This is a genomic window from Methylobacterium sp. Leaf117 (assembly GCF_001422985.1).
In the GTDB taxonomy this organism is placed as follows: Bacteria; Pseudomonadota; Alphaproteobacteria; order Rhizobiales; family Beijerinckiaceae; genus Methylobacterium.
In genome coordinates this window covers 638,075-661,007 of sequence record NZ_LMNL01000001.1, presented here as the reverse complement: position 1 = coordinate 661,007, position 22,933 = coordinate 638,075, and the positions used below count along the sequence as shown (strand labels likewise).

At 68.4% G+C, this 22,933-nt stretch carries 20 protein-coding genes; 14 read left to right on the top strand and 6 right to left on the bottom strand.

Annotated features, from left to right (window positions below; genetic code table 11):
* Positions 1–119 precede the first annotated feature (119 nt).
* Positions 120–974 (bottom strand): tetratricopeptide repeat protein, encoded by an 855-nt coding sequence (locus ASF57_RS02970; RefSeq protein WP_056479731.1) that lies wholly within the window; start codon positions 972–974, stop codon positions 120–122.
* 137 nt (positions 975–1,111) lie between these two features.
* On the opposite strand from ASF57_RS02970, the gene ASF57_RS02965 reads away from it, so the two are divergent.
* The gene (locus tag ASF57_RS02965; protein ID WP_056479728.1) at positions 1,112–2,539 is read left to right on the top strand and encodes a leucyl aminopeptidase family protein; all 1,428 of its coding nucleotides are present in this window, start codon (positions 1,112–1,114) and stop codon (positions 2,537–2,539) included.
* 7 nt (positions 2,540–2,546) lie between these two features.
* On the opposite strand, the gene ASF57_RS02960 is transcribed toward ASF57_RS02965, so the two are convergent.
* Together ASF57_RS02960 and ASF57_RS02955 are read right to left on the bottom strand one after the other, a co-directional pair.
* A complete protein-coding gene (locus ASF57_RS02960) occupies positions 2,547–3,515 on the bottom strand; it encodes an EcsC family protein (protein WP_244476796.1) in 969 nt (322 codons plus the stop codon).
* A gap of 19 nt (positions 3,516–3,534) precedes the next feature.
* Positions 3,535–4,983 carry an AmpG family muropeptide MFS transporter gene (locus ASF57_RS02955; protein WP_056479725.1) on the bottom strand — a complete coding sequence of 483 codons (1,449 nt, stop codon included), beginning with the start codon at positions 4,981–4,983 and terminating at the stop codon, positions 3,535–3,537.
* 316 nt (positions 4,984–5,299) lie between these two features.
* Between ASF57_RS02955 and ASF57_RS02950 the strand changes: the two genes are divergently transcribed.
* Both ASF57_RS02950 and ASF57_RS02945 read left to right on the top strand, forming a co-directional pair.
* Positions 5,300–6,451, top strand: coding sequence for a PAS domain-containing protein (locus tag ASF57_RS02950; protein WP_056479721.1), 1,152 nt, complete (start codon positions 5,300–5,302; stop codon positions 6,449–6,451).
* Positions 6,448–6,900, top strand: coding sequence for a response regulator (locus tag ASF57_RS02945; RefSeq protein WP_056479718.1), 453 nt, complete (start codon positions 6,448–6,450; stop codon positions 6,898–6,900). Before ASF57_RS02950 ends, ASF57_RS02945 begins: the two co-directional genes overlap by 4 nt.
* Positions 6,901–6,908: 8 nt before the next feature.
* On the opposite strand, the gene ASF57_RS02940 is transcribed toward ASF57_RS02945, so the two are convergent.
* On the bottom strand, positions 6,909–7,409 hold the full coding sequence (locus ASF57_RS02940; RefSeq protein ID WP_156375921.1) for a pilus assembly protein N-terminal domain-containing protein: 501 nt from the start codon (positions 7,407–7,409) through the stop codon (positions 6,909–6,911).
* Between the two features lie 421 nt (positions 7,410–7,830).
* Between ASF57_RS02940 and ASF57_RS24300 the strand changes: the two genes are divergently transcribed.
* The 10 genes from ASF57_RS24300 (at position 7,831) to ASF57_RS02895 (ending at position 17,841) form a co-directional block, all read left to right on the top strand.
* Positions 7,831–8,001, top strand: a complete 171-nt coding sequence (locus ASF57_RS24300) for a Flp family type IVb pilin (protein ID WP_082503638.1) — start codon at positions 7,831–7,833, stop codon at positions 7,999–8,001.
* A gap of 236 nt (positions 8,002–8,237) precedes the next feature.
* Positions 8,238–8,744, top strand: coding sequence for a prepilin peptidase (locus ASF57_RS02935; protein WP_056480224.1), 507 nt, complete (start codon positions 8,238–8,240; stop codon positions 8,742–8,744).
* A 122-nt stretch (positions 8,745–8,866) separates the two neighbouring features.
* Positions 8,867–9,664 carry a Flp pilus assembly protein CpaB gene (cpaB, locus tag ASF57_RS02930; RefSeq protein ID WP_056479715.1) on the top strand — a complete coding sequence of 266 codons (798 nt, stop codon included), beginning with the start codon at positions 8,867–8,869 and terminating at the stop codon, positions 9,662–9,664.
* Between the two features lie 34 nt (positions 9,665–9,698).
* Positions 9,699–11,189, top strand: a complete 1,491-nt coding sequence (locus ASF57_RS02925; protein ID WP_056186589.1) for a type II and III secretion system protein family protein — start codon at positions 9,699–9,701, stop codon at positions 11,187–11,189.
* 104 nt (positions 11,190–11,293) lie between these two features.
* Positions 11,294–12,028, top strand: a complete 735-nt coding sequence (locus ASF57_RS02920; protein ID WP_056185985.1) for a CpaD family pilus assembly protein — start codon at positions 11,294–11,296, stop codon at positions 12,026–12,028.
* 111 nt (positions 12,029–12,139) lie between these two features.
* Positions 12,140–13,384 (top strand): AAA family ATPase, encoded by a 1,245-nt coding sequence (locus ASF57_RS02915; protein WP_056479711.1) that lies wholly within the window; start codon positions 12,140–12,142, stop codon positions 13,382–13,384.
* A 90-nt stretch (positions 13,385–13,474) separates the two neighbouring features.
* Complete coding sequence (locus ASF57_RS02910; RefSeq protein WP_056479708.1) at positions 13,475–14,929, top strand: CpaF family protein; 1,455 nt, start codon at positions 13,475–13,477, stop codon at positions 14,927–14,929.
* Positions 14,926–15,894: a type II secretion system F family protein gene (locus ASF57_RS02905; protein WP_056479705.1), complete on the top strand. Its 969-nt coding sequence runs from the start codon at positions 14,926–14,928 to the stop codon at positions 15,892–15,894. Before ASF57_RS02910 ends, ASF57_RS02905 begins: the two co-directional genes overlap by 4 nt.
* Before the next feature lie 97 nt (positions 15,895–15,991).
* Positions 15,992–16,954: a type II secretion system F family protein gene (locus ASF57_RS02900; protein WP_056479702.1), complete on the top strand. Its 963-nt coding sequence runs from the start codon at positions 15,992–15,994 to the stop codon at positions 16,952–16,954.
* A gap of 209 nt (positions 16,955–17,163) precedes the next feature.
* Positions 17,164–17,841 (top strand): metallophosphoesterase family protein, encoded by a 678-nt coding sequence (locus ASF57_RS02895; protein WP_056480217.1) that lies wholly within the window; start codon positions 17,164–17,166, stop codon positions 17,839–17,841.
* Positions 17,842–17,951: 110 nt separating this feature from the next.
* On the opposite strand, the gene ASF57_RS02890 is transcribed toward ASF57_RS02895, so the two are convergent.
* On the bottom strand, positions 17,952–19,241 hold the full coding sequence (locus ASF57_RS02890) for a calcium-binding protein (protein ID WP_056186003.1): 1,290 nt from the start codon (positions 19,239–19,241) through the stop codon (positions 17,952–17,954).
* A 537-nt stretch (positions 19,242–19,778) separates the two neighbouring features.
* Between ASF57_RS02890 and lexA the strand changes: the two genes are divergently transcribed.
* Positions 19,779–20,531, top strand: a complete 753-nt coding sequence (gene lexA, locus ASF57_RS02885) for a transcriptional repressor LexA (RefSeq protein WP_056186006.1) — start codon at positions 19,779–19,781, stop codon at positions 20,529–20,531.
* Here lexA and ASF57_RS02880 read toward each other — a convergent pair.
* On the bottom strand, positions 20,525–22,813 hold the full coding sequence (locus ASF57_RS02880) for a ComEC/Rec2 family competence protein (protein ID WP_082503636.1): 2,289 nt from the start codon (positions 22,811–22,813) through the stop codon (positions 20,525–20,527). The genes lexA and ASF57_RS02880 overlap by 7 nt on opposite strands.
* Between the last annotated feature and the right edge of the window lie 120 nt (positions 22,814–22,933).

The following is a 22,933-nucleotide window of genomic DNA, read 5'->3' as shown; positions in this document are numbered from 1 at the left end:
ATCTTGCCGTTTCGGATCTTGCCGGCTTCTCTTCCGATCGAGTCCCGTCCGGTCCTGGCTAGGCCGTGCGCCTTAACCTTCGGTTAACCTCAAGTCACTGGCCCCGTCCATGCGAAGGCTCATTCGGTCGGCGTTTCCGCCAGCCGGCGGACGGGCTTCGCCGCGCGGGCATCGGCCGTCTTCAGGGCCTTCCAACTGTTGGGCTGGGCCACGAAGGCGCGCAGGGCGGCGGTGTTGGCGGCGGCCTCGTCGGGCGAGAGATCCTGGCGCGCCACGGTTTCCGCATCGGCGAACTTGCCTTGAAGGCCGAGCACCAAGGCGAGGTTCTGGCGAACCCGCACGTCGGCGCGCGGCTGGGCGGCGGCCCGCCGCAGGGTCGCTTCCGCCTGGGGCAGCTGACGGCCGAGCGCGTAGGAGAGCCCGAGATTGGACAGGATGACCGGGTCGTCCGGCTGGATCTTCAGGGCCGCCTCGTAGAAGGCCTGAGCGCGGGCGTTGTCGCCGAGCTGGTCGGCCACGGCGCCCTGCGCCGAGAGCACCCGCCAATCGGGCCGGGCGGGCGTGTGGGCGTTCTGCAGGACGTCCGATGCCTCTTGGAAGCGGCCGACTTCCGAGAGGCTCTTGCCGTAGGCCGCCAGCACCGCGGTGTTCTTGGGGTTGCGCAGGGCCGCCTGCTGCAGCACCGCGACGGCCTGCGGCTTTTGGTCGGTGGCCCGCAGGGCCTGCGCGTAGCGCAGCGCGAGGCGCAGATCGTTCTGGTCCCCGGCGTATTTCTCGCCCAGGCTCTCGACCTCGCGGCGGCTGATCACCGCGGGGTTCTGCGCCCGGCCGAAGCTCGGCAGCGAGATGCCCCCGATGGAGCCGGTGGTTTCGGGCGAGCGGGACTGGCATCCCGCCGCGAGGGCGGCCACCAGGACCGCCACGGCCAGCCGGGCCGGCCGGATGCGAGAGGACTTCAACAGCGGCGTGACCATGGCGCGCTCCGCGACGACCCCTCGGGTCTGGACGTGACCGGCGGAACGCTTCGCGCCGCCGTAGAGCCGGTGATAGAGCGTTAACCCTAACCCGCCGTTAATCCCCCGGCGGTCCGTTTCCTGCCTGTGCGAGAGCCATGAGCCAGACCCTGTCCCGCCTCGTCCGCGAGGCCGCCGATGCCGTGCCGATCACCTGCGTCACCCGGGAATCCTGGCCCGGGATCGAGGCGGCGCTCCCCGCCCCGCAGGCGGCTTACGCGCGCGCGACCGACTTCAGCCCGAAGGCCGGGTGCCTCGCCCTCCTCCCCGATGCGGAGGGTCGAGTGGCCGCGGTTCTCTTCGGCCTCGGCGACGGTGCGGACCCACTTCTCGCAGGCAAGCTCCCCGGCCTCCTGCCCCCCGGCACCTACCGGTTCAGCCCGACGCAGAACTCCGACGTGCAGAACTCCGACGTGCAGGGCTCCGAGCTGCGTGGCTTCGACGTGCAGGGTGCGACCCTGGCCTGGCTGCTCGGGAGCTACCGCTTCGGACGCTACCGGGCTGCGGGTGCCGAGCGCCCTGCCCTCGCGGTGTCCGAGAGCGTCGACGCCGAGGCGGTGACCCGCATCGCCGAGGCCGTGGCCCGTGGCCGCGACCTCGTGAACACTCCGGCCAACGACCTCGGCCCGGCCGAGATCGAGGCCGCGATCCGCGCCGTCGCGGACCGGCACGGCGCCGCCGTCACGGTGGTGACGGGAGAGGATCTGGCGCGGGACTTCCCCCTCGTGCACGTCGTCGGCGCCTCGTCGCCGCGCGCGCCGCGCCTGATCGACCTGACCTGGGGGCCGGTCGATGCGCCTCGGGTCACCCTGGTGGGCAAGGGCGTCGCCTTCGACACCGGCGGCCTCGACATCAAGCCGTCGAGCGCCATGCTGCTGATGAAGAAGGACATGGGCGGCAGTGCCGCCGCGCTCGCGGCCGCCGAGATGGTGATGGGGTCCGGGCTGAATCTGCGCCTTCGCCTGATCATCCCGGCCGTCGAGAATGCCGTGTCGGGAACCGCGTTTCGACCGGGTGACGTGATCCGCAGCCGCGCCGGCCTCACGGTCGAGATCGGCAACACCGACGCCGAAGGCCGCCTCATCCTGGCCGATGCGCTGGCGCTGGCCGATGCGGAGAAGCCCGACCTGCTGATCGACTTCGCCACCCTGACGGGGGCGGCCCGGACGGCGCTCGGCCCCGACCTGCCCGCCTTCTTCACCGAGGACGAGGCCCTGGCGCAATCCGTGGCCGAGGCTGGAGCGGCGGTGGCCGATCCGGTCTGGCGCCTGCCGCTGCACAAGCCCTATGCGAGCCTGCTCGATTCCAAAATCGCGGACCTGAACAACGTGTCCGGCGGCCCCTTCGCGGGGGCGATCACCGCCGCTCTCTTCCTGCGCCGCTTCGCGCCCGCGACGCGGGCGCATGTCCATTTCGATCTCTACGGCTGGAATCCGTCGACCAAGCCGGGACGCCCGGAGGGGGGCGAGGTCCAGACGGCGCGTCTGGTCCACGCCCTGCTGTCGCGGCGCTACCCCCGGGCGTAAGCCCGGGTCACACCCCCAGCATCGCCTTCTCCGACTCGTAGGCGGCGCGCACCGGAGCGGCTCCGTAGATCCGCTCCAGGCGCCGCACGGTGAAGTGGGCGCGGGCGGTGGACTGGAAATGGTCCATGAAGGCAGCGTTCACGGCCGCGCCGCCGAAGGCCCCCAGGATCGGCACGGCCTGGGCCGCCACTTTCTGCGAGACGACGAGGCCGAAGCGCGCGGCGATCTGGGTCGAGAACCGGATTAGGGCCGGGGCCGCCTCGTCGAGCAGCGCCCGGTTGCCGGCGTAGCGGGCGGCTTCCACCATGGTCTTGGCGAGCGCCGCGCGGACCGCGAAGTAGCCGCTCTCGGTGAGCGCGCTTCCGGCGGCCTCGCGTCCGCCGAGGGCGAAGACCTGCACGCAGGCGAGCGCGTTTTCCGGGTCGCTCAGGTCCTCGCCCTCCTCCTGGGCGATCTGGGCGATCGACCGCAGCATCAGGGTGGTCGAGAGGGGCAGTTCCACCGCCAGGGTGGCGAGGCCGAAGGCGCCGCCGACCGCACCCGAGGCCGCCGCCATGGCCTTGTGGCCGAACGTGCTCGACGGGAGGTACTTGGCGAGACGCGTCACCGTGCGCATCGCGGCGGACGGCTCGGCGACCGGACCTTCGAGAAGGGCTTCGGCGCTCGCCGCCAGCGGACCCTCCCGGCCCGCCGCAACGGGCGCCGCAACGTGCGCCGGAAGCGTCGCCAGCGCGACCTTGAGGGAGGCCCGCATCGCACTCTCGGTCGCCTGCGACACCGCGTCGGTCACCGGTGCGGGAAGCGCCCGTCCGATGAAGTCGAGGGGCGCGCCGGCGATCCCCGAGAGGCGGGCGGCGAGGCCGGGTTTCTCCAGGGCCTCGACCGCCCGGCGCAGGGCTGCGCGGTCGGCGTCGCTGAGCGGCGGTGCGCCGGGGGCGATGGCGGGTGCGGTGGTGTTGTCGTCGACGAGTTTGATGTTGCTCACGTCTGCGGTCTCATCCGTGTGCCGGGCGGGGACGTTCGGGACGACCCGTCCCAGGTTGGTCGGTGCCGGTGGAAGCAAGCTCGGGGCCTCGGAGTTGGTTCCCGCCGATCTCGTCGCCGGCCGCGGCCTCCGGGCGGACGGGAGCGCGAGCCGTGGCGGCCGCGGCGGCGGCTTTGCGCTCGCCGGCGCGACCGACGAGGAGGCATAGGATCACCACCGGAATGCCGACGGCGGCCGTGAAGGCGAAGAACACCGGGTAGCCGTAGGCCGAGACGATGAAACCGGAGCTTCCGGCGATGAGCTTGCCCGGCAGCGCGTAGAGCGAGGAGAACAGGGCGTATTGCGTGGCGGCGAAGCCCGGCGCGGTCAGGCTCGACATGTAGGCGATCAGCGCCATGCCGGCGAAGGAGCCGCAGAAATTGTCGATCGAGATCGCCGCCGTCAGGCGCCATACCTCGGGGCCGCCGAAGGAGAGCCACGAGAAGGCGAGGTTGGAGGCTGCGCCCAGGAAAGCCCCGACCACGAGGGTGGGAAACAGCCCGAACCGGGTCATTGCCCACCCGCCCACGAAGGCGCCGGCGATGCCGATCCAGATGCCGTAGAGCTTCGAGACGGCGCCGATCTCCACCAGACTGAACCCCACCTCCCGGTACAGGGGGCTCGCCATCACGCCGGAGATGAAGTCCGGCAGGCGATAGAAGGCGACCAGCAGCAGGACGGCCCAGAGGCTGGCGCCGAACCGGGTGTGCAGCTCCGTCAGTGGTTCGAGGACCGCGCCCCGGAAGGTCCAGACCTTCAGGTGAGCCGCCGTGGTCGTGACGGCGCGGTCGTAGGCCGGTGCCAGCAGGGCCGCGATCATGCCAACGCCCATCAGGGCCGCCATCGACAGGTAGGCCACAGGCCAGCCGTAGGCGCTGGCGATGAACAGGGCGCCGGCTCCGGCCGACATCAGGGCAAGGCGGTAGCCGAGGTTCGAGGTCGCGGCCATCACGCCCTGCAGGTCGGTGCCGGCGGCGTCGATGCGCCAGCCGTCGATCACCACGTCCTGCGTCGCGGCACAGAAGGCGACGAGGAATGCCCCGAGGCCGAGCAGCGCGAGGCTGGTGCCCGGATCGGCGAAGGCCATCAACGTCAGCGCCAGGGCCACGGCACACTGACTCGCGATCATCCAGGCACGCCGCCGCCCGAGGGCGCGGCTCAGGACGGGAACGTCGAACCGGTCGATGATCGGCGCCCAGAAGAACTTCAGGGTGTAGGGAAGCGCCAGGTAGCTGAACAGGCCTATGGCCTTGATGTTTACGTTGGAATAGGCGAGCCGTGTCGAGAAGGTGCCGAGCACCAGCAGCAGCGGCAACCCCGATGAGAAGCCCAGGGCCAGCATCAGCAGGATGCGCGGGTCCTCGATGATGTCCTTCAGGCGAAGGCGGCTCCGAGCACCCCGCACGTCGCTTTGAGCCATGACATGGAACTCCTGAGGTCCGAACGGCTTGATGCCCGCATACTGAGCAGGCCTCGTCGCCGGCCCGATCGTCGGGCCGGCGACGAGGATGTCGGCCGTTTACGGCCGATTACCGTCCACAACATGCCTTCCGAATTCTTAACGCGAGGTCTCGCATCTTCCTGTTAGCGGTCTGCCAGCCCTCCGGGGGTTCAGCGATCCAGGTGTTGACGGCGGGGCATCCCGGCAGTTCAAGTCTGGGTTCGTCTCCGTGGGGACGTGCGACGGATCGGCGTCCAGGTCTACAACGGGTGTTTCGTCTTGGCTGAAGCCGATCATGACGCATAGGGAAACGCCGGTCACCAGGGCACGCGGTCTCGGAGTCAATGCGGGCGCGTTTGTGGCGGCCTTCACCGCGAGTCCGACGCCCATGGTCCTCACCGATCCGCGACAGGCGGATAATCCCATCGTCTGGGCGAACGACGCGTTCCTGGCCCTGACCGGGTACGAGTGGGACGAGATCGATGGCCGGAACTGCCGGATGCTGCAGGGGCCCGAAACCGATCCGCGTGCGATCAGGCGCTTGCGCGAGGCCGTGACGGCCGGTCGCCCGCTCGAGGTCGAACTCGTCAATTACCGCAAGGACGGGTCCTCGTTCTGGAACGGGATGACCGTCGCGCCGGTCCATGACGAGACGGGCCGGATCGTGCATTTCTATTCGGCCCAGGCCGACATGACCGGCAAGCACCGTCACGAAGTCGCGATGAGGGATGCCCACGACGAACTCGAGCGGCGCGTCGGCGAGCAGACGGCCGACCTCAGGGCCGCGTTGGAACAGAAGACGGCGCTGCTCCACGAGGTCGACCATCGCGTCAAGAACAACCTCCAGGTGATCTCGTCGCTGATGCTGCTGAAGGCACGGCGCACGCCGCAGGGCGAAGCCCGCGACGCGCTGCAGGGGATGGCCGAGCGCATCGGCGCCCTGTCGACGGTCCACCGGATGCTCTACTCCACCGGCGACGTGACGAAGTTCGACCTTCGGGAATTCGCGGAGGATTTCGTCTCGGAACTCGTCGCCGGTCTCGACACCGACCGCACCGCCGTCAGTGCGGAGATTGACTCGATCGCGGTCTCGGCCGCCATGGCGGCGCCCCTCGCGCTGATGATGCACGAGCTTGCGACCAACGCCGTGCGTCACGCCTTTCCGGGTAGCCGGCCGGGTCGGATCACGATCACGGCGCAGCGCAGCGCGGGCGGCCTGCGCATGCTGATCGAAGACGATGGGATCGGCATGGCCAGTGGGACGCCCAATCCCGCCGGCTTCGGCCGGTCCCTGGTGGAGATGGTGGTGCGCCAGCTGCGCGGGGTGATTGCCTGGAGCGACGTGTCGCCCGGCACCCGTGTGGAGATCACCGTGCCCCTCGATGCCATCTCGCTGCAGAGCGTGATGTCCGATCGCGCCGCCGAGCCGGATTGGGCCTCCCGATGACCGATGTCCCCCTCCGAATCCTCGTCGTGGAGGACGAGGCGCTGATCGCCCTCGAACTCGAGTGCCTTCTCGACGATCTCGGTCATGTCATCGTCGGGGTGGCGGGGAGTTCGGTGGAGGCGATCGCGCTGGGGCAATCGACGGCGCCCGACGTGGCCTTCGTCGACATCCACCTCGTCGATGGCCCGACCGGAGTGGATGTCGCCCGGGCTCTCAGCGCCGATCCCCACACGACGGTGGTGTTCATGACGGCGAACGCCAAGCGCATCCCGGACGACTTCGCCGGCGCGGTCGGCGTGATCGCCAAGCCCTATTCGGAACGGGTGGTTGCCGGCGCTCTGCGCTATGTGGCCGACCGGCGCGCCGGCCTCGAGGCCACGGTCGAAGGATTGGACGGGTTTCGCCTGGCGGCGCGCGAGGCGCTCGGTCGGCATCCGCTCATCCGCTGAGCGGCCGCCTACCGGCTTCCGGCTGCGGCCGCGCCCGTGGCCATGTTGCGGCGCGACTCGGCCTGACTGCTGACTTCCCCGTAGAACTTGGTGGCGTCCCCGAGCTGGATCGAGGGCTGACAGTTCGGGGTGCAGGAATAGGATTCGCGCTCCAGACCCCGCTGCACCGTGATCACGGAGGCCTGCGGCGCCTGAACGCTGATCGTGGATTCGGCCAGCATGGTCCCGGCGGCATCGAGGGCGATCAGGTTGGTGCTGCCGAAGCTCTTGCCGGTCAGGATGAGGACGCCGTTCTTCTGGAGTGCCACGTCGGCGACCATCGGGTTCCCGACGATCACCATCTGGGTCTTCTCCGGAAGACGCATGACCTTGGCGTTGTCGACCGAGACTGCCACCACGGTCGGAACCGCGACCGCGTCCTGGGCTCGGGCGTCGCCGCAGACGAAGATCCCGTAAGCCGCGACCAGTAGCGCGGTGATGCACCGGACAGGGATCTGGGTGGGGTTCATGGACAGCGGCATCGGATGCTCACTCGGACCTGATGGCACGACGCATGTCGTGATCGTTCTCCGCGTCCGAGGACGGACCCCATCGCCGCGAGTGAGCCGATATCAACCACGGACACGGTAAACAAACCCATAAATTACCGTTCGACAGCATCGTCGAAAACGCCGGGCGCCCAGGGTGAGTTTGTCTCGACTTGGTGAAGCATTGGCTGGATGTATTCGAGGTGCATTCCAACAAAGCGAATGTCGAAAGGCCACCCTATTGCCTTAAGGATTGTTTCACCATGGTGCGAACCGGCCAGCCGGGTGCCGGTTTCACCGGCCGATTTAACGCTATCGCAAGAGGGCCTGGGCATAGTGGGTCCGTGGCCGAGGATGACGCTGAGAGCGTGACCGGCACAGCTACTTCCAGGGGAACTTTGCCATGTCGTCCATCCTCAAGCGTTTCGCGGCCGACGAGTCCGGCGCCACCGCCATCGAGTACGGCCTGATCGCGTCGCTGATCGCCGTAGCGATCATCACCGTGCTGACCTCCGTCGGTACCAAGCTGACCACGACCCTGCAGAAGGTCGCGGACAACCTGAAGACCTCTTAATCGCCGAGCACAGGCCGGACGTGTCCGGCAGCGATAAGTCGCCGAACTCTTCAGAGATACCTGATATCCTGCACGCCGGTGGTTTCGAGGAGCATTGCGGACAACCCGCAATGCTCCTCGCTCCGTTGAGGAACGGCTAAGGGTTTCGGGGCCATGATCGTGCCGGGCCGGTCGATGCCGGAGGCCTCCGGCGATCCGTGCCGCGCCTCGATCGAACTGCCCGGGATGCCAACATGATGAACAGCATCAGTCTCCTCGTCGTCTTCCCGTTTCTGATGGCCTATGCCGCTGTCAGGGACCTGCTGACGATGCTGATCCCCAACACCGTCTCGATCGCCCTGGTCGTCGCTTTCGCGGCCTTCGCCATTTCCGGTGGATTGGGGTGGGACGTCGTCGCGTGGCACCTCGGCGCCGGATTAGCAGCGCTCGCGGTCACCTTCACGCTGTTTGCCCTGGGCTATATCGGCGGTGGCGATGCCAAGCTCGTCGCCGCCACGGCGCTGTGGATCGGCTTCGACCAGCTTGGCGACTATCTCATCATCGCGTCGCTGGCCGGGGGGGCCCTGACGCTGGGCCTGCTGGCGATCCGGGCGCATCCGCTTCCGTTTGCGGTCGCCCGGCTGCCTTTCGCGTTGCATCTGCACGACGCCAAAACCGGTGTCCCCTACGGCATCGCCCTGGCGCTGTCGGCCCTGATCGTGCTGCCCGAGACCGCGATCTGGCTGCGGATGCTGCCGGCCTGATCGGTCCCAATAGGCCAAGCAAAAGGCTTAGCTGAAATTACCACTTGTTAACCGTAATTTGAGGAATGGCGGGCCATTCTCGACCAATACGGCGTCCTGCCGTTCCGGGGTCGAGTTCGGCGATGAAACCAGCCAGACTAGCCGTCCTTGCCATTGCCCTCCTGGCAGGTGGCGGAGCGGCATTGTTGATCAGTGGGGACGATCAACCGGCGGTGCAGCCGGCGGCCGTCGTTCCGCCGCCCGTCGTCGCCATGACCGACGTGCTCGTCGCGGCCGCCGAGCTTCCCATGGGCCAGAATATCCAGGCGCCCGACCTGCGCTGGCAGCCCTGGCCGAGCGAGGCCGTCACCGCGGGCTACATCACCCGCGAGAACGCCCCGAAGGGCATAGAGGAGATCGTCGGCTCCATCGCCCGGTCGAGTTTCCTCGCCGGCGAACCGATCCGGCCGCAGAAGCTCGCCCGCTCCGATGGCGGGTTCATGGCGGCGATCCTGCCGACCGGGATGCGCGCGGTGGCGATCAACATCGACACAGCGGGCAGCAACACCGCCGGCGGGTTCATCCTGCCGAACGATCACGTGGACATCATCCGGACCTATCGCGACGAGGATTCCGCGCGCGGGACCACCGAAACGCAGTTGTCCGAAACCCTGCTCCAGGATGTCCGCGTCCTCGCCATCGGGCAGGTGGTGCAGGAAAAGAACGGCAACACCGTCGTCACCGGCCAGACCGCGACCCTGGCGCTGACCCCGGGCCAGGCCGAGACCGTGACCCTGGCGCAGAAGGTCGGGCAATTGTCGCTGTCCCTCCGCAGCCTCGTGGATAGCGGCCGCTCCGCCGACGCGAACGTCGATGGACGCCCCGAGACGGCCCTGACCGTGGTGCGGTTCGGCGTCGCGAAGCAGCAGTCGCGACGCTGAGATCGGCGCCCGCACCATGATCGAGGAAGCGTCGATGACCCTCATTCCCCAGCCAGCCGCGGGCCGTTCCCGAATTCAGGCTGGAATCCTGGCCGGGCTTCTCGCCCTGTCGGTGCCGACGCCGAGCGTCGCTCAACCATCGGGCGGTCTGACGGCCGCCCCCGTTCTGGCGGTCGGCGGCAACGAGACGGCGACCTCGCGCCGGGTCGATCTCACCATGGGCCGGTCGCTGGTCGTCGACCTGCCGCGCGACGCCAAGGAGGTCTTCGTCGCCAATCCGAAGGTCGCCAACGCGGTCGTCCGCTCGACCCGCAAGGTGTTCATCATCGGGATGGAGAACGGCGCGACCTCGATCTTCATCATGGACGCCGAGGGCCGGCAGATCACCGCCCTTGACGTCACGGTCGCGCGCGACCTCAACGTCCTGCGTCAGACGCTGAACCAGAGCATCGCCGGAGGACGCTTCGATGTCCGGGCCGCGGGCGATTCGGTGGTCCTGACCGGCACGGTCAACTCGGCCTCGGAGGCGGCGCAGGCCCTCGACATCGCCAATGCCTTCGTGGGCATCTCGGGCACCGGACCGGCCGCCCGCGGGGCCGTCATCAACAACCTGACGATCCGCGGCAAGGATCAGGTGATGCTGCGCGTCACGGTGGTCGAGGTCTCGCGGACGGTGCTGAAGCAGTTCGGCGTCAACCTGAGCGGCGGATGGTCCGGTCTCAACCTCGCCAACACGACACCCCTCGCCATCAACGGCGGCCAGTTCCCCAACGGCAACCTGCTGTCCGGCACGATCAACGGCGCCGGCGGCGCGAACCTGACCGCCACCCTGCGGGCCTTCGAGCAGGCCGGCGTCTCCCGCGTCCTGGCCGAGCCCACGCTGACGGCGATTTCCGGCGAATCCGCCACCTTCACCGCCGGCGGGCAGATCCCGGTGCCGTCCAACCTGAGCTGCACCACCATCGGGACCAGCACGATCCAGTCCTGCGTCCCCAGCCTGTCCTACAAGGATTACGGCGTCAGCCTGAACTTCACCCCCGTCGTCCTGGCGGAGAACAAGATCTCGGTGCGGGTCGGAACCCAGGTGACCGAGATCGACCAGCAGAACGCCCTGAACCTCAACTTCACCGGTACGACGACGGCGGTGCCGGGCTTCACCGTCCGCAAGTCGGAAACCACCATCGAGCTCGCCTCCGGCGCCACCATGATGACCGCCGGCCTGATCCAGCAGCGCAATAAGGCCGCGATCACCGGCCTGCCGGGCTTGGTCAACCTTCCCATCATCGGCGCCCTGTTCCGCTCGCGCGATTACCAGCGCCAGGAGACGGAACTGATGATCATGGTCACCCCCTACATCGCCAAGCCGATGGAGCCGCGCCAGATCGCCCGCCCGGATGACGGCTTCGTCGATGCGCAGGACGCGCAGGCGATCCTGCTCGGGCGCTTCAACCGGCTCTACGGCGTCGCGGGCGCGAAGCCCCTCGGCACCGCCTATCGCGGCCGCGTCGGCTTCATCACCGACTAGGCCCGCGCCGCACGGGCTCACAGTCCCGCTTCGAGATCTTCTCAGAATCTCCGCGTCCGAAACCCACAGCGCCGCGGCCCCGGCATCAGCAGGACCCGACCCCGATGTCCCACTCGTCCCCCCGTACCCCGATGGCTCTCGCGGCGATCGCGGGTCTTGCCGCGCTGCTCGGAGCCTGCCGCGCCAATCCGGTGGCGACCACGGGCTCGCTCTATCCGGTCGATTACCGCGCCCGGCACCCCATCGCCCTCACCGAGGGGGTCCGCACCCTCGACGTCTTCGTCACCGGAACCGGCCATCTCGATCCGCGCCAGGCCGCCGACGTCGATGCGTTCCTGCTCGAGTTTCGGCGCTACGGCCGGGGGACTCTGGTGCTCGACCTGCCGGGCGGCATCGCCCCGGCCCAGGGGGCGGCGGTCGAGCGGACGGCAGCGGCCCTGCGCCGGATGGGCGCGGATGGCGGCGTCCCGGGCCGGCAGATCGTGATCTCCCACTACGCCGTGGCCAACCCGAACCTCGCCTCGCCCCTGCGTCTCAGCTTCCAGCGCATGGAGGCGAAGGTTGCCAGCCAATGCGGGACCTGGCCGCAGGATCTCGGCGTCGGCGATGCGCCCTTCAACGGACGCAACGAAACCTACTGGAATTTCGGGTGCGCCTCGCAGTCGAACTTCGCCGCCCAGGTCGCAGACCCCGTCGACCTCGTCCGGGCCCGGCCCGAGGGGCGCATCGACACCATCCGGCGGACCAACGACATCGGCAAGATCCGGGACGGCAAGGATCCGTCAATCGAATGGCGTCAGGATGGCAAGACCTCGGTCAAGTCGCAGGTCTCGCAATAACCGCAAGGGGCGGGTGGCCCGGCGCCACCCTCTAAGTTACCCGCCACGTCGCTCATCACGTCATCCGCCTTCGCTCCCGCCTCTGCACCAACCTGAACCGGAACCACCCTCATGACGGATCCGAACGAGACGTCCGAGCGCATCATCGCCCCCGTGCCCCGCATCACGATCCAGGCGTTCTGCGAGACGCAGGAGAGTGCGACCCTGGTCGAATCGGTCGGCTTGGATCGACGCATGAACAAGGCGCACATCAAGGTTCAGATGGGGGGCGGCGCCGCCGCCGTCGAAGCCTACCGCCACGCGCCGACGCCGAACGTCATCGTCATCGAAACCCAGGGCATGAAATCGCGCCCGCTCGAGTACCTCGATTCACTGGCGGAGGTCTGTGACGAGGGAACGAAGGTCGTGGTCATCGGCCACGTCAACGACGTGGCGCTCTATCGGCAGTTCATCCAGCGCGGCGTCAGCGAATACCTGATGGCGCCCGTGCGCCCGATCGATCTGATCCAGGCCATCTCGGACCTCTTCACCGCTCCGGGTGCCAAGCCGGTGGGGCGGACGGTCGCCGTCGTCGGCGCCAAGGGTGGCGTCGGCGTGTCCACCCTCGCCCACAACCTCGCCTGGACGATCGCCCGCGAGCAGGACACCGCCACCGTCATCGCCGATCTGGACATCGCCTTCGGCACGGCGAGCCTGAACTTCAACCAGGACCCGCCCCAGGGCATCGCCGAGGCGGTGTTCGCCCCGGACCGTCTCGATTCGATTCTTCTCGACCGCCTCCTCTCGAAGTGCAGCGACCGGCTGTCCCTGCTGGCAGCGCCGGCCACCCTCGACCGGACCACCGATCTGGGCGAGCCGGCGTTCGACCACCTGCTCGACCTTCTGCGGGCCGCGGTGCCGTGCGTCGTCCTCGACGTGCCGCATCAATGGACCGCCTGGTCGCGGCGCCTGATGATCAGCGCCGACGAGATCATCATCGTCGCCAGCCCGGAACTCGCGGCCCTGCGCAACACCAAGAACCTGCTCACCCTGCTTCAGCAGAACCGGCCGAACGACCGCAAGCCCCGGGTCATCCTCAACGGCGTCGGCGTTCCGAAGCGCCCGGAGATCGCCCTGGCGGAGTTCGCCAAGTCCCTCGATACGACGATCGGCGCCGCGATCCCGTTCGACGCGGCCCTCTTCGGAACGGCCGCGAATAACGGCCAGATGATCGGCGAGGTGCAGGCCGGCTCGAAGGCGGCGGAAATCTTCTCTTCCCTCGCCGCCTCGATCACCGGCCGGGCGGAGCTGAAGCGCGCGCGTCCGAACCTGTTCGAGCCCCTGCTGTCCCGGCTCGCCCGGCGCAAGGCCTCCTGATGCGCCATCTGTCGTCCAAGGACCCGATCCCCAAGGACCCGATCCCCAAGGACCCGATCCCCAAGGACCCGATACCCAGGAGCCCGCGCCATGTTCGGTAGACGATCGGGCAGCGCCGCGGTGCCGGCCCCGCGGCCGATGACGGACCTTGCGAAGGCGCCGGTCTCCCTGCCGATCCACGATGATTCGATTCTGCGCCCGAAAGCCGAGGCGCCCCGCCGGCCCGAGCCGGTGCAGATCCAGGAGACCGCGAAGTCGGAGGACTATTTCCGCACGAAGAGCATGATCTTCGGGGCGCTGATCGAGGCCATCGATCTGTCTCAGCTCTCGCGCCTGGATGCCGAATCGGCGCGCGAGGAAATCCGCGACATCGTCTCGGAGATCATCGGCCTCAAGAACATCGTCCTGTCGATCGCCGAGCAGGAAGAACTGCTCGACGATATCTGCAACGACGTGCTGGGCTATGGACCGCTCGAGCCGTTGCTGGCGCGCGACGACATCGCCGACATCATGGTCAACGGGGCGACCCGGGCCTTCATCGAAGTCGGCGGCAAGATCCAGCTCACCAACGTGCGTTTTCGCGACAACCAGCAGCTGATGAACATCTGTCAGCGGATCGTGAGTCAGGTCGGCCGCCGCGTCGACGAAGCCTCCCCGATCTGCGACGCGCGCCTCCCCGACGGGTCGCGCGTCAACATCATCGCGCCGCCGCTCGCCATCGACGGGCCGGTGCTGACGATCCGAAAGTTCAAGAAGGACAAGCTCACTCTCGATCAGCTCGTCTCCTTCGGGGCGATCTCGCCCGAGGGCGCCCGCATCCTGCAGATCATCGGGCGCGTCCGCTGCAACGTCGTGATCTCGGGCGGTACCGGCTCGGGCAAGACCACGCTGCTGAACTGCCTGACCCGCTACATCGACGCCGATGAGCGCATCATCACCTGTGAGGACGCGGCGGAGCTGCAATTGCAGCAGGCCCACGTCGTCCGCCTGGAAACCCGGCCGCCCAACATGGAGGGGTCGGGTCAGGTCACCATGCGCGATCTGGTCAAGAACTGCCTGCGCATGCGCCCCGAGCGGATCATCGTCGGCGAGGTCCGCGGACCGGAGGCCTTTGACCTCCTCCAGGCCATGAACACCGGCCATGACGGCTCGATGGGCACCCTGCACGCCAACTCGCCGCGCGAGGCCCTGGCGCGCATCGAATCGATGATCACCATGGGCGGGTTCAGCCTGCCGTCGCGAACTCTGCGCGAGATGATCTGCGGGTCCATCGACGTGATCGTGCAGGCGACGCGCCTGCGGGACGGCTCACGCCGGATCACCCACATCACCGAGGTGTTGGGCCTGGAGGGTGACGTCATCATCACCCAGGACCTCTTCCTCTACGACGTGCTGGGCGAGGACGCGAACGGCAAGCTGATCGGCCGCCATCGCTCCACCGGCATCGGCCGCCCGCGCTTCTGGGAGCGCGCGCGCTATTACGGTGAGGACGAGGCGCTGGCGGCCGCGCTGGACGCGGCCGGAGAGGGCGGGAGCGGATCGTGAACGCCAGCGGCCTCGCCCTCGCCTCCGGTCTCCTGGCCCTGACGGCCGGCGGACTGGCCTATGTCTTCGTATCCCCCTACCTCTCGGGCGAGCGGCGCTCCGCCGAGCGGCGCCGGACCGTGAGCGTCGTCGCGGCCCCGGGCGCCCGTGCGGCGACGGTCAGCCGGCGGGATCAGGTCGCGAAGAGCCTGAAGGAGGTCGAGGCCAAGCGCGAGGGCACCAAAGTGACCCTGGAGCTGAAGATCGCCCGCGCGGGCCTGTCCTGGTCCCGCAACCAGTATTACCTGATCTCGGCCGGGATCGCGCTCGTCTTCGGCGCGACCATCTTCATCATGACCGGCAACCCCCTGGCCGGTCTCGGCGCCGTGTTCGCCGGCGGCTTCGGTCTGCCGCTCTGGCTCCTGACCTTTCTGCGCAAGCGCCGGATCGCCGCCTTCATCAAGGAACTTCCGACCGCGATCGACATCATCACCCGCGGCGTGCGCGCCGGCATCCCGGTGGGCGACTGCTTCCGGATCATCTCGCGCGAGGCCGAGGAACCGATCCGCAGCGAGTTCCGGCAGGTGGTGGAATCCCAGACCCTCGGGGTCTCGCTCGGGGACGCCCTCCTGAAGATGTACGAGCGCGTGCCGGTCTCCGACGTGAACTTCTTCGCGATCGTGATCAGCATCCAGGCCAAGTCCGGCGGCAACCTCTCGGAGGCCCTGGCCAACCTGTCCCGCGTCCTGCGCGAGCGGAAGAAGATGGCCGGCAAGATCCAGGCGATGAGCATGGAGGCCAAGGCCTCCGGCGGCATCATCGCGGCCCTGCCCTTCATCGTGGCCACCCTGACCTACCTGTCGAGCCCGGATTACATCTCGCTGCTTTGGCGGACCGATATCGGCAAGCTCGCGCTGGTGGGCTCCGCGATCTGGATGTCGATCGGGGTCTTCACGATGAAGAAGATGATCAACTTCGACGTCTGATGAGGCCGCCGACCCGCACTCTCCGCCGTCCGCGCTCCACGCGCGGGCTCCCCGCTCACCCCCATCCGCGCCCGGCGGGATCGTACGGAGACACCGCATGCTGGACCTGATCGCCGCCAAGGTCACCGAGCCGCGCTTCCTCGGCACGGTCCTGGCCGGCGTCGCCGCCGCGGCGACCGCCTTCGCGCTGCTCCAGCCGATGTTCGAGCCCGACCGCCTGGGCAAGCGCATGAAGCTGATCGGCGAGGAGCGGGAGGAGATTCGCCGCCGCGAACGCGAGCGGATGTCCTCGAAGGTCACCCTGCGGGTCGCGCCCAAAGCCTACATGAAGCGGGTGGTGGAGCGGTTCAGCCTCGATCGCTGGCTCGGGACCGAGACGGCCCGCAAGCAGCTGATGATGGCGGGCTACCGTTCGCCGGGCGCCGAAACCGCCTTCCTGTTCTTCCGCCTCGTGACGCCGGTCGTTCTGGCGGTGGTGGCGATCTTCTACCTGTTCGTGCTCGGGGTTCTGGACCAGCCCTTCGCGATCCGGGCGATGATCGTGATCGCGGTCCTTCTCTTCGGGATCAAGGCGCCGGAACTCTACCTTCTCAACGCGTCGAGCAAGCGCCAGACGGAAATTCGCTCGGCCTGGCCGGATGCGCTCGACCTTACGTTGATCTGCGTCGAATCCGGCATGTCGGTGGAGCACGCCTTTCGCCGCGTCAGCGCCGAGGTCTCCGGGCAGTCCATCGTTCTGGCCGAGGAACTCGCGGTGCTGACCGCCGAGCTGTCCTATCTTCCGGACCGGCGCATGGCCTTCGAGAACCTCGCCAGCCGCATCGGCCTCGACCAGATCAAGGCGGTCACGACGGCGCTGATCCAGGCCGAGCGCTACGGCACCCCGGTCGGCCAGGCCCTGCGCGTGCTGTCGCAGGAAAGCCGGGACATGCGCATGAACGAGGCCGAGAAGAAGGCGGCGGCCCTGCCGCCGAAGCTGACCGTGCCGATGATCCTGTTCTTCCTGCCCGTGCTCTTCGTCGTCATCCTGACGCCCGCCATGATCCAGGTCTTTCGCTGACCCACGCCGGAGCCCGATCCGACCCGTGCGCGGCCCTGACCCGGCATTCCCCGCTCACGGTGGCGGGTCAAACCCCTGAGGAGCCCCGACCGGGCGAGCGGTGCGGCGGCAGCCCGGGCGCGTCGAGGATTTTCGTGGCGCCGAATTCCTGCCATGCGGGTGCGATGCTCAGTCCAGCCACTCCGCACGCCCCGCGCCCCGACACCCCCATGAACGACCTGACTTACGCGATCGGCGACATTCACGGATGCGCCGATGCCCTGATGCGGCTGCTCGAACGGATCAACGCCCATCGGGGCGACCGCAGCGCCCGCATCGTCTGCCTCGGCGACTACGTCGACCGCGGCCCCGAAAGCGCACGGGTCGTCGCGATGCTGAGCCACCTGCAGGCCTCGGCACCGAACGCCGTCGTCTGCCTCATGGGAAACCACGAGCGGATGATGATCGATGCGTATCGCGATGCGGCGGACGCGGCGGTCTGGCTCGCCAATGGCGGCGATGCCACGCTCCGCTCGTTCGGCGTCACGGAGCCGGACGCGCTTCCGTCGGAGGTGGTGCGCTGGATGGCGTCGCTCCCCACGTTCCACGAGGATGCCCTGCGCTACTACGTTCACGCCGGCTTCCGTCCGGGGCGCACCGGACCGGATCCCGATGTCGCCAACCACCTCTGGATTCGCCAGCCTTTCCTCGGCGCCGGTTTCGACTTCGGCAAGCACGTGGTCCATGGGCATACGCCGCAGCGGACCGGAATTCCCGATCAGAAGCGCTACCGGACCAATCTCGACACCGCCTGCGTCTATGGCCGGCAGCTCACGGCCGGCATCTTCGACCAAGGGCAGGCCGGCCCGATCGGGTTTCTCCACGTCGATCGCGACGGATCGGCTTGAGGTGACTGCGTCCGCGCCCCGCTTGCCCCGGCCTGAAGGCCGCGACGAGGCCAGGAACGAAGAGCGAGGCTCGTTCGAGGCGGCCCGATGCAGGCCGCCGCGACATCGGATCAGGCGAACAGGAAGTCGTTCAGCGTCAGCAACGGGCCCAGGGCTCCACCCGCGCTGACCTGAAGCTGCCCCTGGGACCCGCCCGCGGCGTCGTGAACCTCGTAGACGCGCGCGTTGCCGGACGTTCCGATGAGGTCCAGGGTCGAGGCGACGGCGAACCCGCTGAACTGGATCACATCGCCGCCCGATTGCCCCGCGCCCTGGAAATCGACGATCAGGTCGCGAATGCCCTTCGTCTCCAGATCGCCGAAGGTGATGACGAAGGTGTCATCCCCGGCTCCGCCGGCAACCCGGTCGCCGCCGCGACCACCCATGATGAGATCGGCGCCGGCGCCACCGTTCAGGATATCGGTGCCGTCGCCACCTTCCAGAACGTCATCCCCCGCGTCGCCACGCAGGTTGTCGTCGCCGAGGCCGGCATAGAGCCGATCGGCGCCGGTGCCGCCCTCGAGAAGGTCATCGCCCTCGCCGCCATCGAGCCCGTCGGCGCCCGCACCCCCGAGAAGGGTGTCGTTGCCGACGCCGCCATAGAGCCAATCCTTGCCGGCCCCACCGTCGATGTGATCGTCGCCCCGTCCGCCCTCGACGTAATCGTCGCCGCCGAAGGCCGAGAAGGTGTCGGATTTGCTGCCGAGCCAGATCTGGTCCTTGCGATCCGTTGCGATCGGAAGGCCCTTGTCCTGAAGGAGAGCGAGGTCGAGATCCGAGATCTGCGGGCGCCACCCCCAGGGCGAATAGGGGTCCATCAGATCTTCGACGCCCGAGACATGCGCCCGCGCATCGTCGAGCTTGGCAGGGCCACCCAGGACCGTGGTTGTATTCTCGTCGTAATACACCATCGATCCGTTTTCATACCAGGCCGGCTGGAAATCAATGAACCCGATGGCATGGGCGATCTCGTGCTGGAACAGCCCGAACGCGTCGATCTTGTTGGACGGGACACCGGCTTGTCCCTGCGGATCGAAGAAGAGATCGCCCAGCTTGTCCTGGCCCAGGGTGACCTTGCCGTCCGCCTCGCCTCCATTGCCATCCCAACCCTCGCGCGCTTCCAGGATCGGGGCGAAGGTCCATCCCTGGCCGTCCCAGGCATAGCTGGGACCGGCATTGGCCAGGACATTTCCGCCGGCGAAATTGCCCATCGCGATGGCGATCTCGATCACGGCGTCGCCCTGGATGTGTTTCGCCCAGCCATCCGCCGCGCCTTGCGCCGTCGCCAGGATGAGGTCTGCTTGGCCGCCAGCGGCATTGCGGGAACTTTCACTGTCCCAATACGCAATGATTTTCGACATGTTTGCTTGGCCTTGTCGTTGTTCTGGCGTTTTTCTATAAGGGGAATATCTATATATAGGCAGTAAAGGACACAACGACGGGGTTTTCTCTTGGTTAAGGAGAGATGAGAGGCAAGGCTTGCAGTCTATGATGCTTTGTAGCGCGAGCCGTCCATCGCATCGCATCGCGCCGTGCCTTTGCGGAATGCGGCGAACGGCCGATCCGGGTGCGACAGAGTCGAGAAACGCGCGCCTTCCCGGTTCATGCCTGCCCGACGCGCACGAAACCTGAGCGCCGTCGATCGCGGGGCAAGGTCAGCGCTCTGGCGGCCTTTCCGCCCGATCCGGATATTGCCAGAGTTGCGTCCGGATGCTCTGGTGACCGGTGACCGGACCAACCCGACCGGCCCTGAATTGGGATCGGACGCGCGCCACCGCGCACGAATTCCGCCTTCTTTAAGGAACTCTTGCAGAACACTTGCGGAACGTTTAACGTGTTCGTGGTTTGTTTCTGTGGTCGTCCGCCGCAGCCAATGTCTCCAACGAAGAGTGTTCCGCATGTTGACGCGTAAGCAACTGGATTTGCTCCAGTTCATCCAGCTTCGGATGCGCGAGAGCGGCGTTCCCCCGTCCTTCGACGAAATGAAGGACGCCCTCGATCTGAAGTCGAAATCGGGCATCCACCGCCTGATCACGGCCTTGGAGGAGCGGGGCTTTCTGCGGCGTCTGCCGAACCGGGCCCGCGCCATCGAGGTGATCCGGATGCCCGAGAGCCTCGGCGGTCAATCCGCCTCGGCGCGGACCGCGCCTGCGGCGGAAGTCCGTCGCTTCACCCCGAGCGTGGTCGAGGGCGGCAAGGGCAAGGGCGTGCCGGCCGGCGCCTCCATCTCACGCCTGCCGACCACCCAGGCGACCGACGAGAGCGGCCGGGCTGTGACGATCCCGGTGATGGGGCGGATCGCGGCCGGTACGCCGATCTCGGCCATCCAGGAGCAGAGCCATTCGGTGACGATGTCGCCGGACTTCCTCGCGGGTGGCGAGCACTATGCCCTGGAGGTGCGCGGCGATTCGATGATCGAGGCCGGCATTCTCGACGGCGATCTCGTGGTGATCCGCAAGCAGGACACGGCGAACACCGGGGACATCATCGTGGCCCTGATCGATGACGAGGAAGCGACCCTCAAGCGCCTGCGCCGACGGGGATCGTCCATCGCTCTCGAGGCCGCCAATCCGGCTTACGAGACCCGCGTGCTCGGCCCGGATCGGGTGCAGATCCAGGGGCGCCTCGTCAGTCTCGTGCGCCGTTACTGAGGCTCTTCACCGGTCCCTTCGCCAATTCCTTCGCCCGGCCCTTCGCCGGGCGAACCCGTTGCGTCCTTCGCTCGCCCGATCGGCGCTGCCGGCACGATGTCCGGTGCGGCACGCGCCGGTGCGTCCGTGTTGGCAGGTGCCACGGGTCGCCAGGGAACGGCTTCTCCCGGGCGCCGGGTCGTAACGATGCGGGCGCCCTCGCGCGTGAGGCGCAAGGCCGCCGCGCCGTGTGCCGCCAGGAAGGCCCGGTCGAGGACGAACGCCGCGGCGCAGCCCGGCGGGGCCGATTGGCGGCTGATCAGGATGTCGGCCCGGGCGCAATCCTCCGGGAAGGCGCGCTTGTCGGTGACGAGGGCGACCCTGCGCCCATCCGGCAGGGTCAGGGTACAGCCGAGGCCATCGCACCGGGCGTCCGGAAAGGCCGGGACGGCGCCGGCCTTCCGGGCATCGCCATCCGCTTTCAGCCATTGTTCGAGCACGAAGGCCGGCGGACGCCCCAGAGTGGCGAGGTGTCCGCTGCGATCCCGGATCGCCGCCCCGGTGCCCTCCCGCTCGACGTAGATGTCGAAGGGATCGGGCGACGCCGCGAAGGCGATGCCGATCGCTGCCGGGATGAACCCGAGCCAACGCAGGGACGAGGCCGGAAGGGTGAGCAGGAGGAGGCCGGCCGCCAGCAGCCCCAACGCCCCCGCCCCGAAGGCCGGCACCACCACGACGGCGTGTCCGAAGCCCGCGATCCAGGTCGAGATCGACAGCATTCCGCGCACCGCCAGACCCATCGCCCACCACACCGGCTGATCCAGGGCGAACGGATAGGCGAGGATGCCGAGCACCGCCGCGGGCATCACCGCCAGGGAGACCAGCGGGAGGGTGAGCGCATTGCCGACGAGGCCGAAGGGCTGCACCGTCTGGAAATGATAGGTCGCGAAGGGCGCGGTGGCGATCTGCGCCACGAGGGTCGTGGCCAGCGTTCCGACGATCGCCGCGATCAGGAACGCGACGGCGCGGGTGACGGGACCGGCGCCCTCGCGCCGGCCGCCCTGTCCGGCGATCAGCGGTGCGCAGGCGATGAGCCCGGCAACGGCGCCGAAGGACATCTGGAAGCTGGGGCCGAGGAGCCCGTCCGGTTCCCGCGCCAGGGCGATCAGCGCGGCGAGCGCGAGGTTGCGCATGCTGAGGGCCGGCCGATCGACCAGAATCGCGCCGAGCATCACCAGGGTCATGATCAGCGAGCGTTCGGCCGCGATGTCCCACCCGGAGAACACGCAATAGGCGGTGACCCCCACCATGGCGATGCCGGCGGCGATCTTCTTGATGGGCCAGTGCAGGGCGGTGAACGGCACGATCGCCAGCCCGGCCCGCACCAGCCAGAACACCACGCCGGCGGCCAGCACCATGTGGAGTCCGGAGATCGACACCACGTGATAAATCCCGGCCGCGCGCAGCACGTCGTTGGTGTCGCTGTTGATCAGGCCGCGCTTGCCGGTGACCAGCGCGGCCGCCACCGCCCCCGCCTGCCCGCCATTGGCGTCGGTGATCCGTCGCGTGAGGGCGTTGCGCGCGTCGTCGACGGCGGCCGCGAGGCGGTCAGTCCACGGCGTCGGGAGGACCGGCGGACGCCGCTCGACCGTGCCGACGAGGGAGCCGACCGCGCCGATCTGTCGGAAGAAGGCGTCGCGGGCGAAGTCGTAGCCGCCCGGGCGGGCCGCGTCCGGGGGCGGAAGCAGGCGAGCGGTCGCGGCGATCCGGTCGCCCGGCTTCAGCAGGATGGCCTTGCGGTAGGAGACGCGCACGCGCCTCGGTCGCACCGCGTCGGCAAGGGTCCCGAAGCTTTCCACTCGTACGATCAGGCGCGCGCCCTCCTCCCGCTCGTCCAGCCCCTCGATGGTGCCGACCAGCGGGGCGATCGTCGTCCGGGCGAGGATCGGGCCGGCGACCTGCTGGACGCGGAACGTCGCGGCGGCAAAGCCTAGGAGGGCGGCGATGCCGGCGAGAACCAGCGCGAGCCCGACCGGACGCGCCACCAGCAGGGGCGTGAGGGCACCGAGGAGCGCCGCCGCCACGAGGGGGGCTGCGAGGGACGGCGCGCCCTGCGTCCCGAGGAAGAAGACCAGGATGCCGGCCCCGAAGGCGACCGCCAGCCAGGCGAACAGGCGACGCTGCTCGATCTCCCGGGTCCAACCGGCCCGGACCCAGTTCGCAACGAGCCGCCAGACCGCCCGGCGCGCGGCGAAGCGGCGCGTCCATCGCCCCACCGCTGCAGCCGCGCGCACCTGCGCCATCGTTCACGCTTTCCGGTCGCACCGTCGGGCCAGCGACCTTAGTCCATTTCGGAAGACATGATTTCCAGGGGACGATTTCTTAACGCTGGGCGTCGCGCATGCTACACGCGCCGCTCCAGG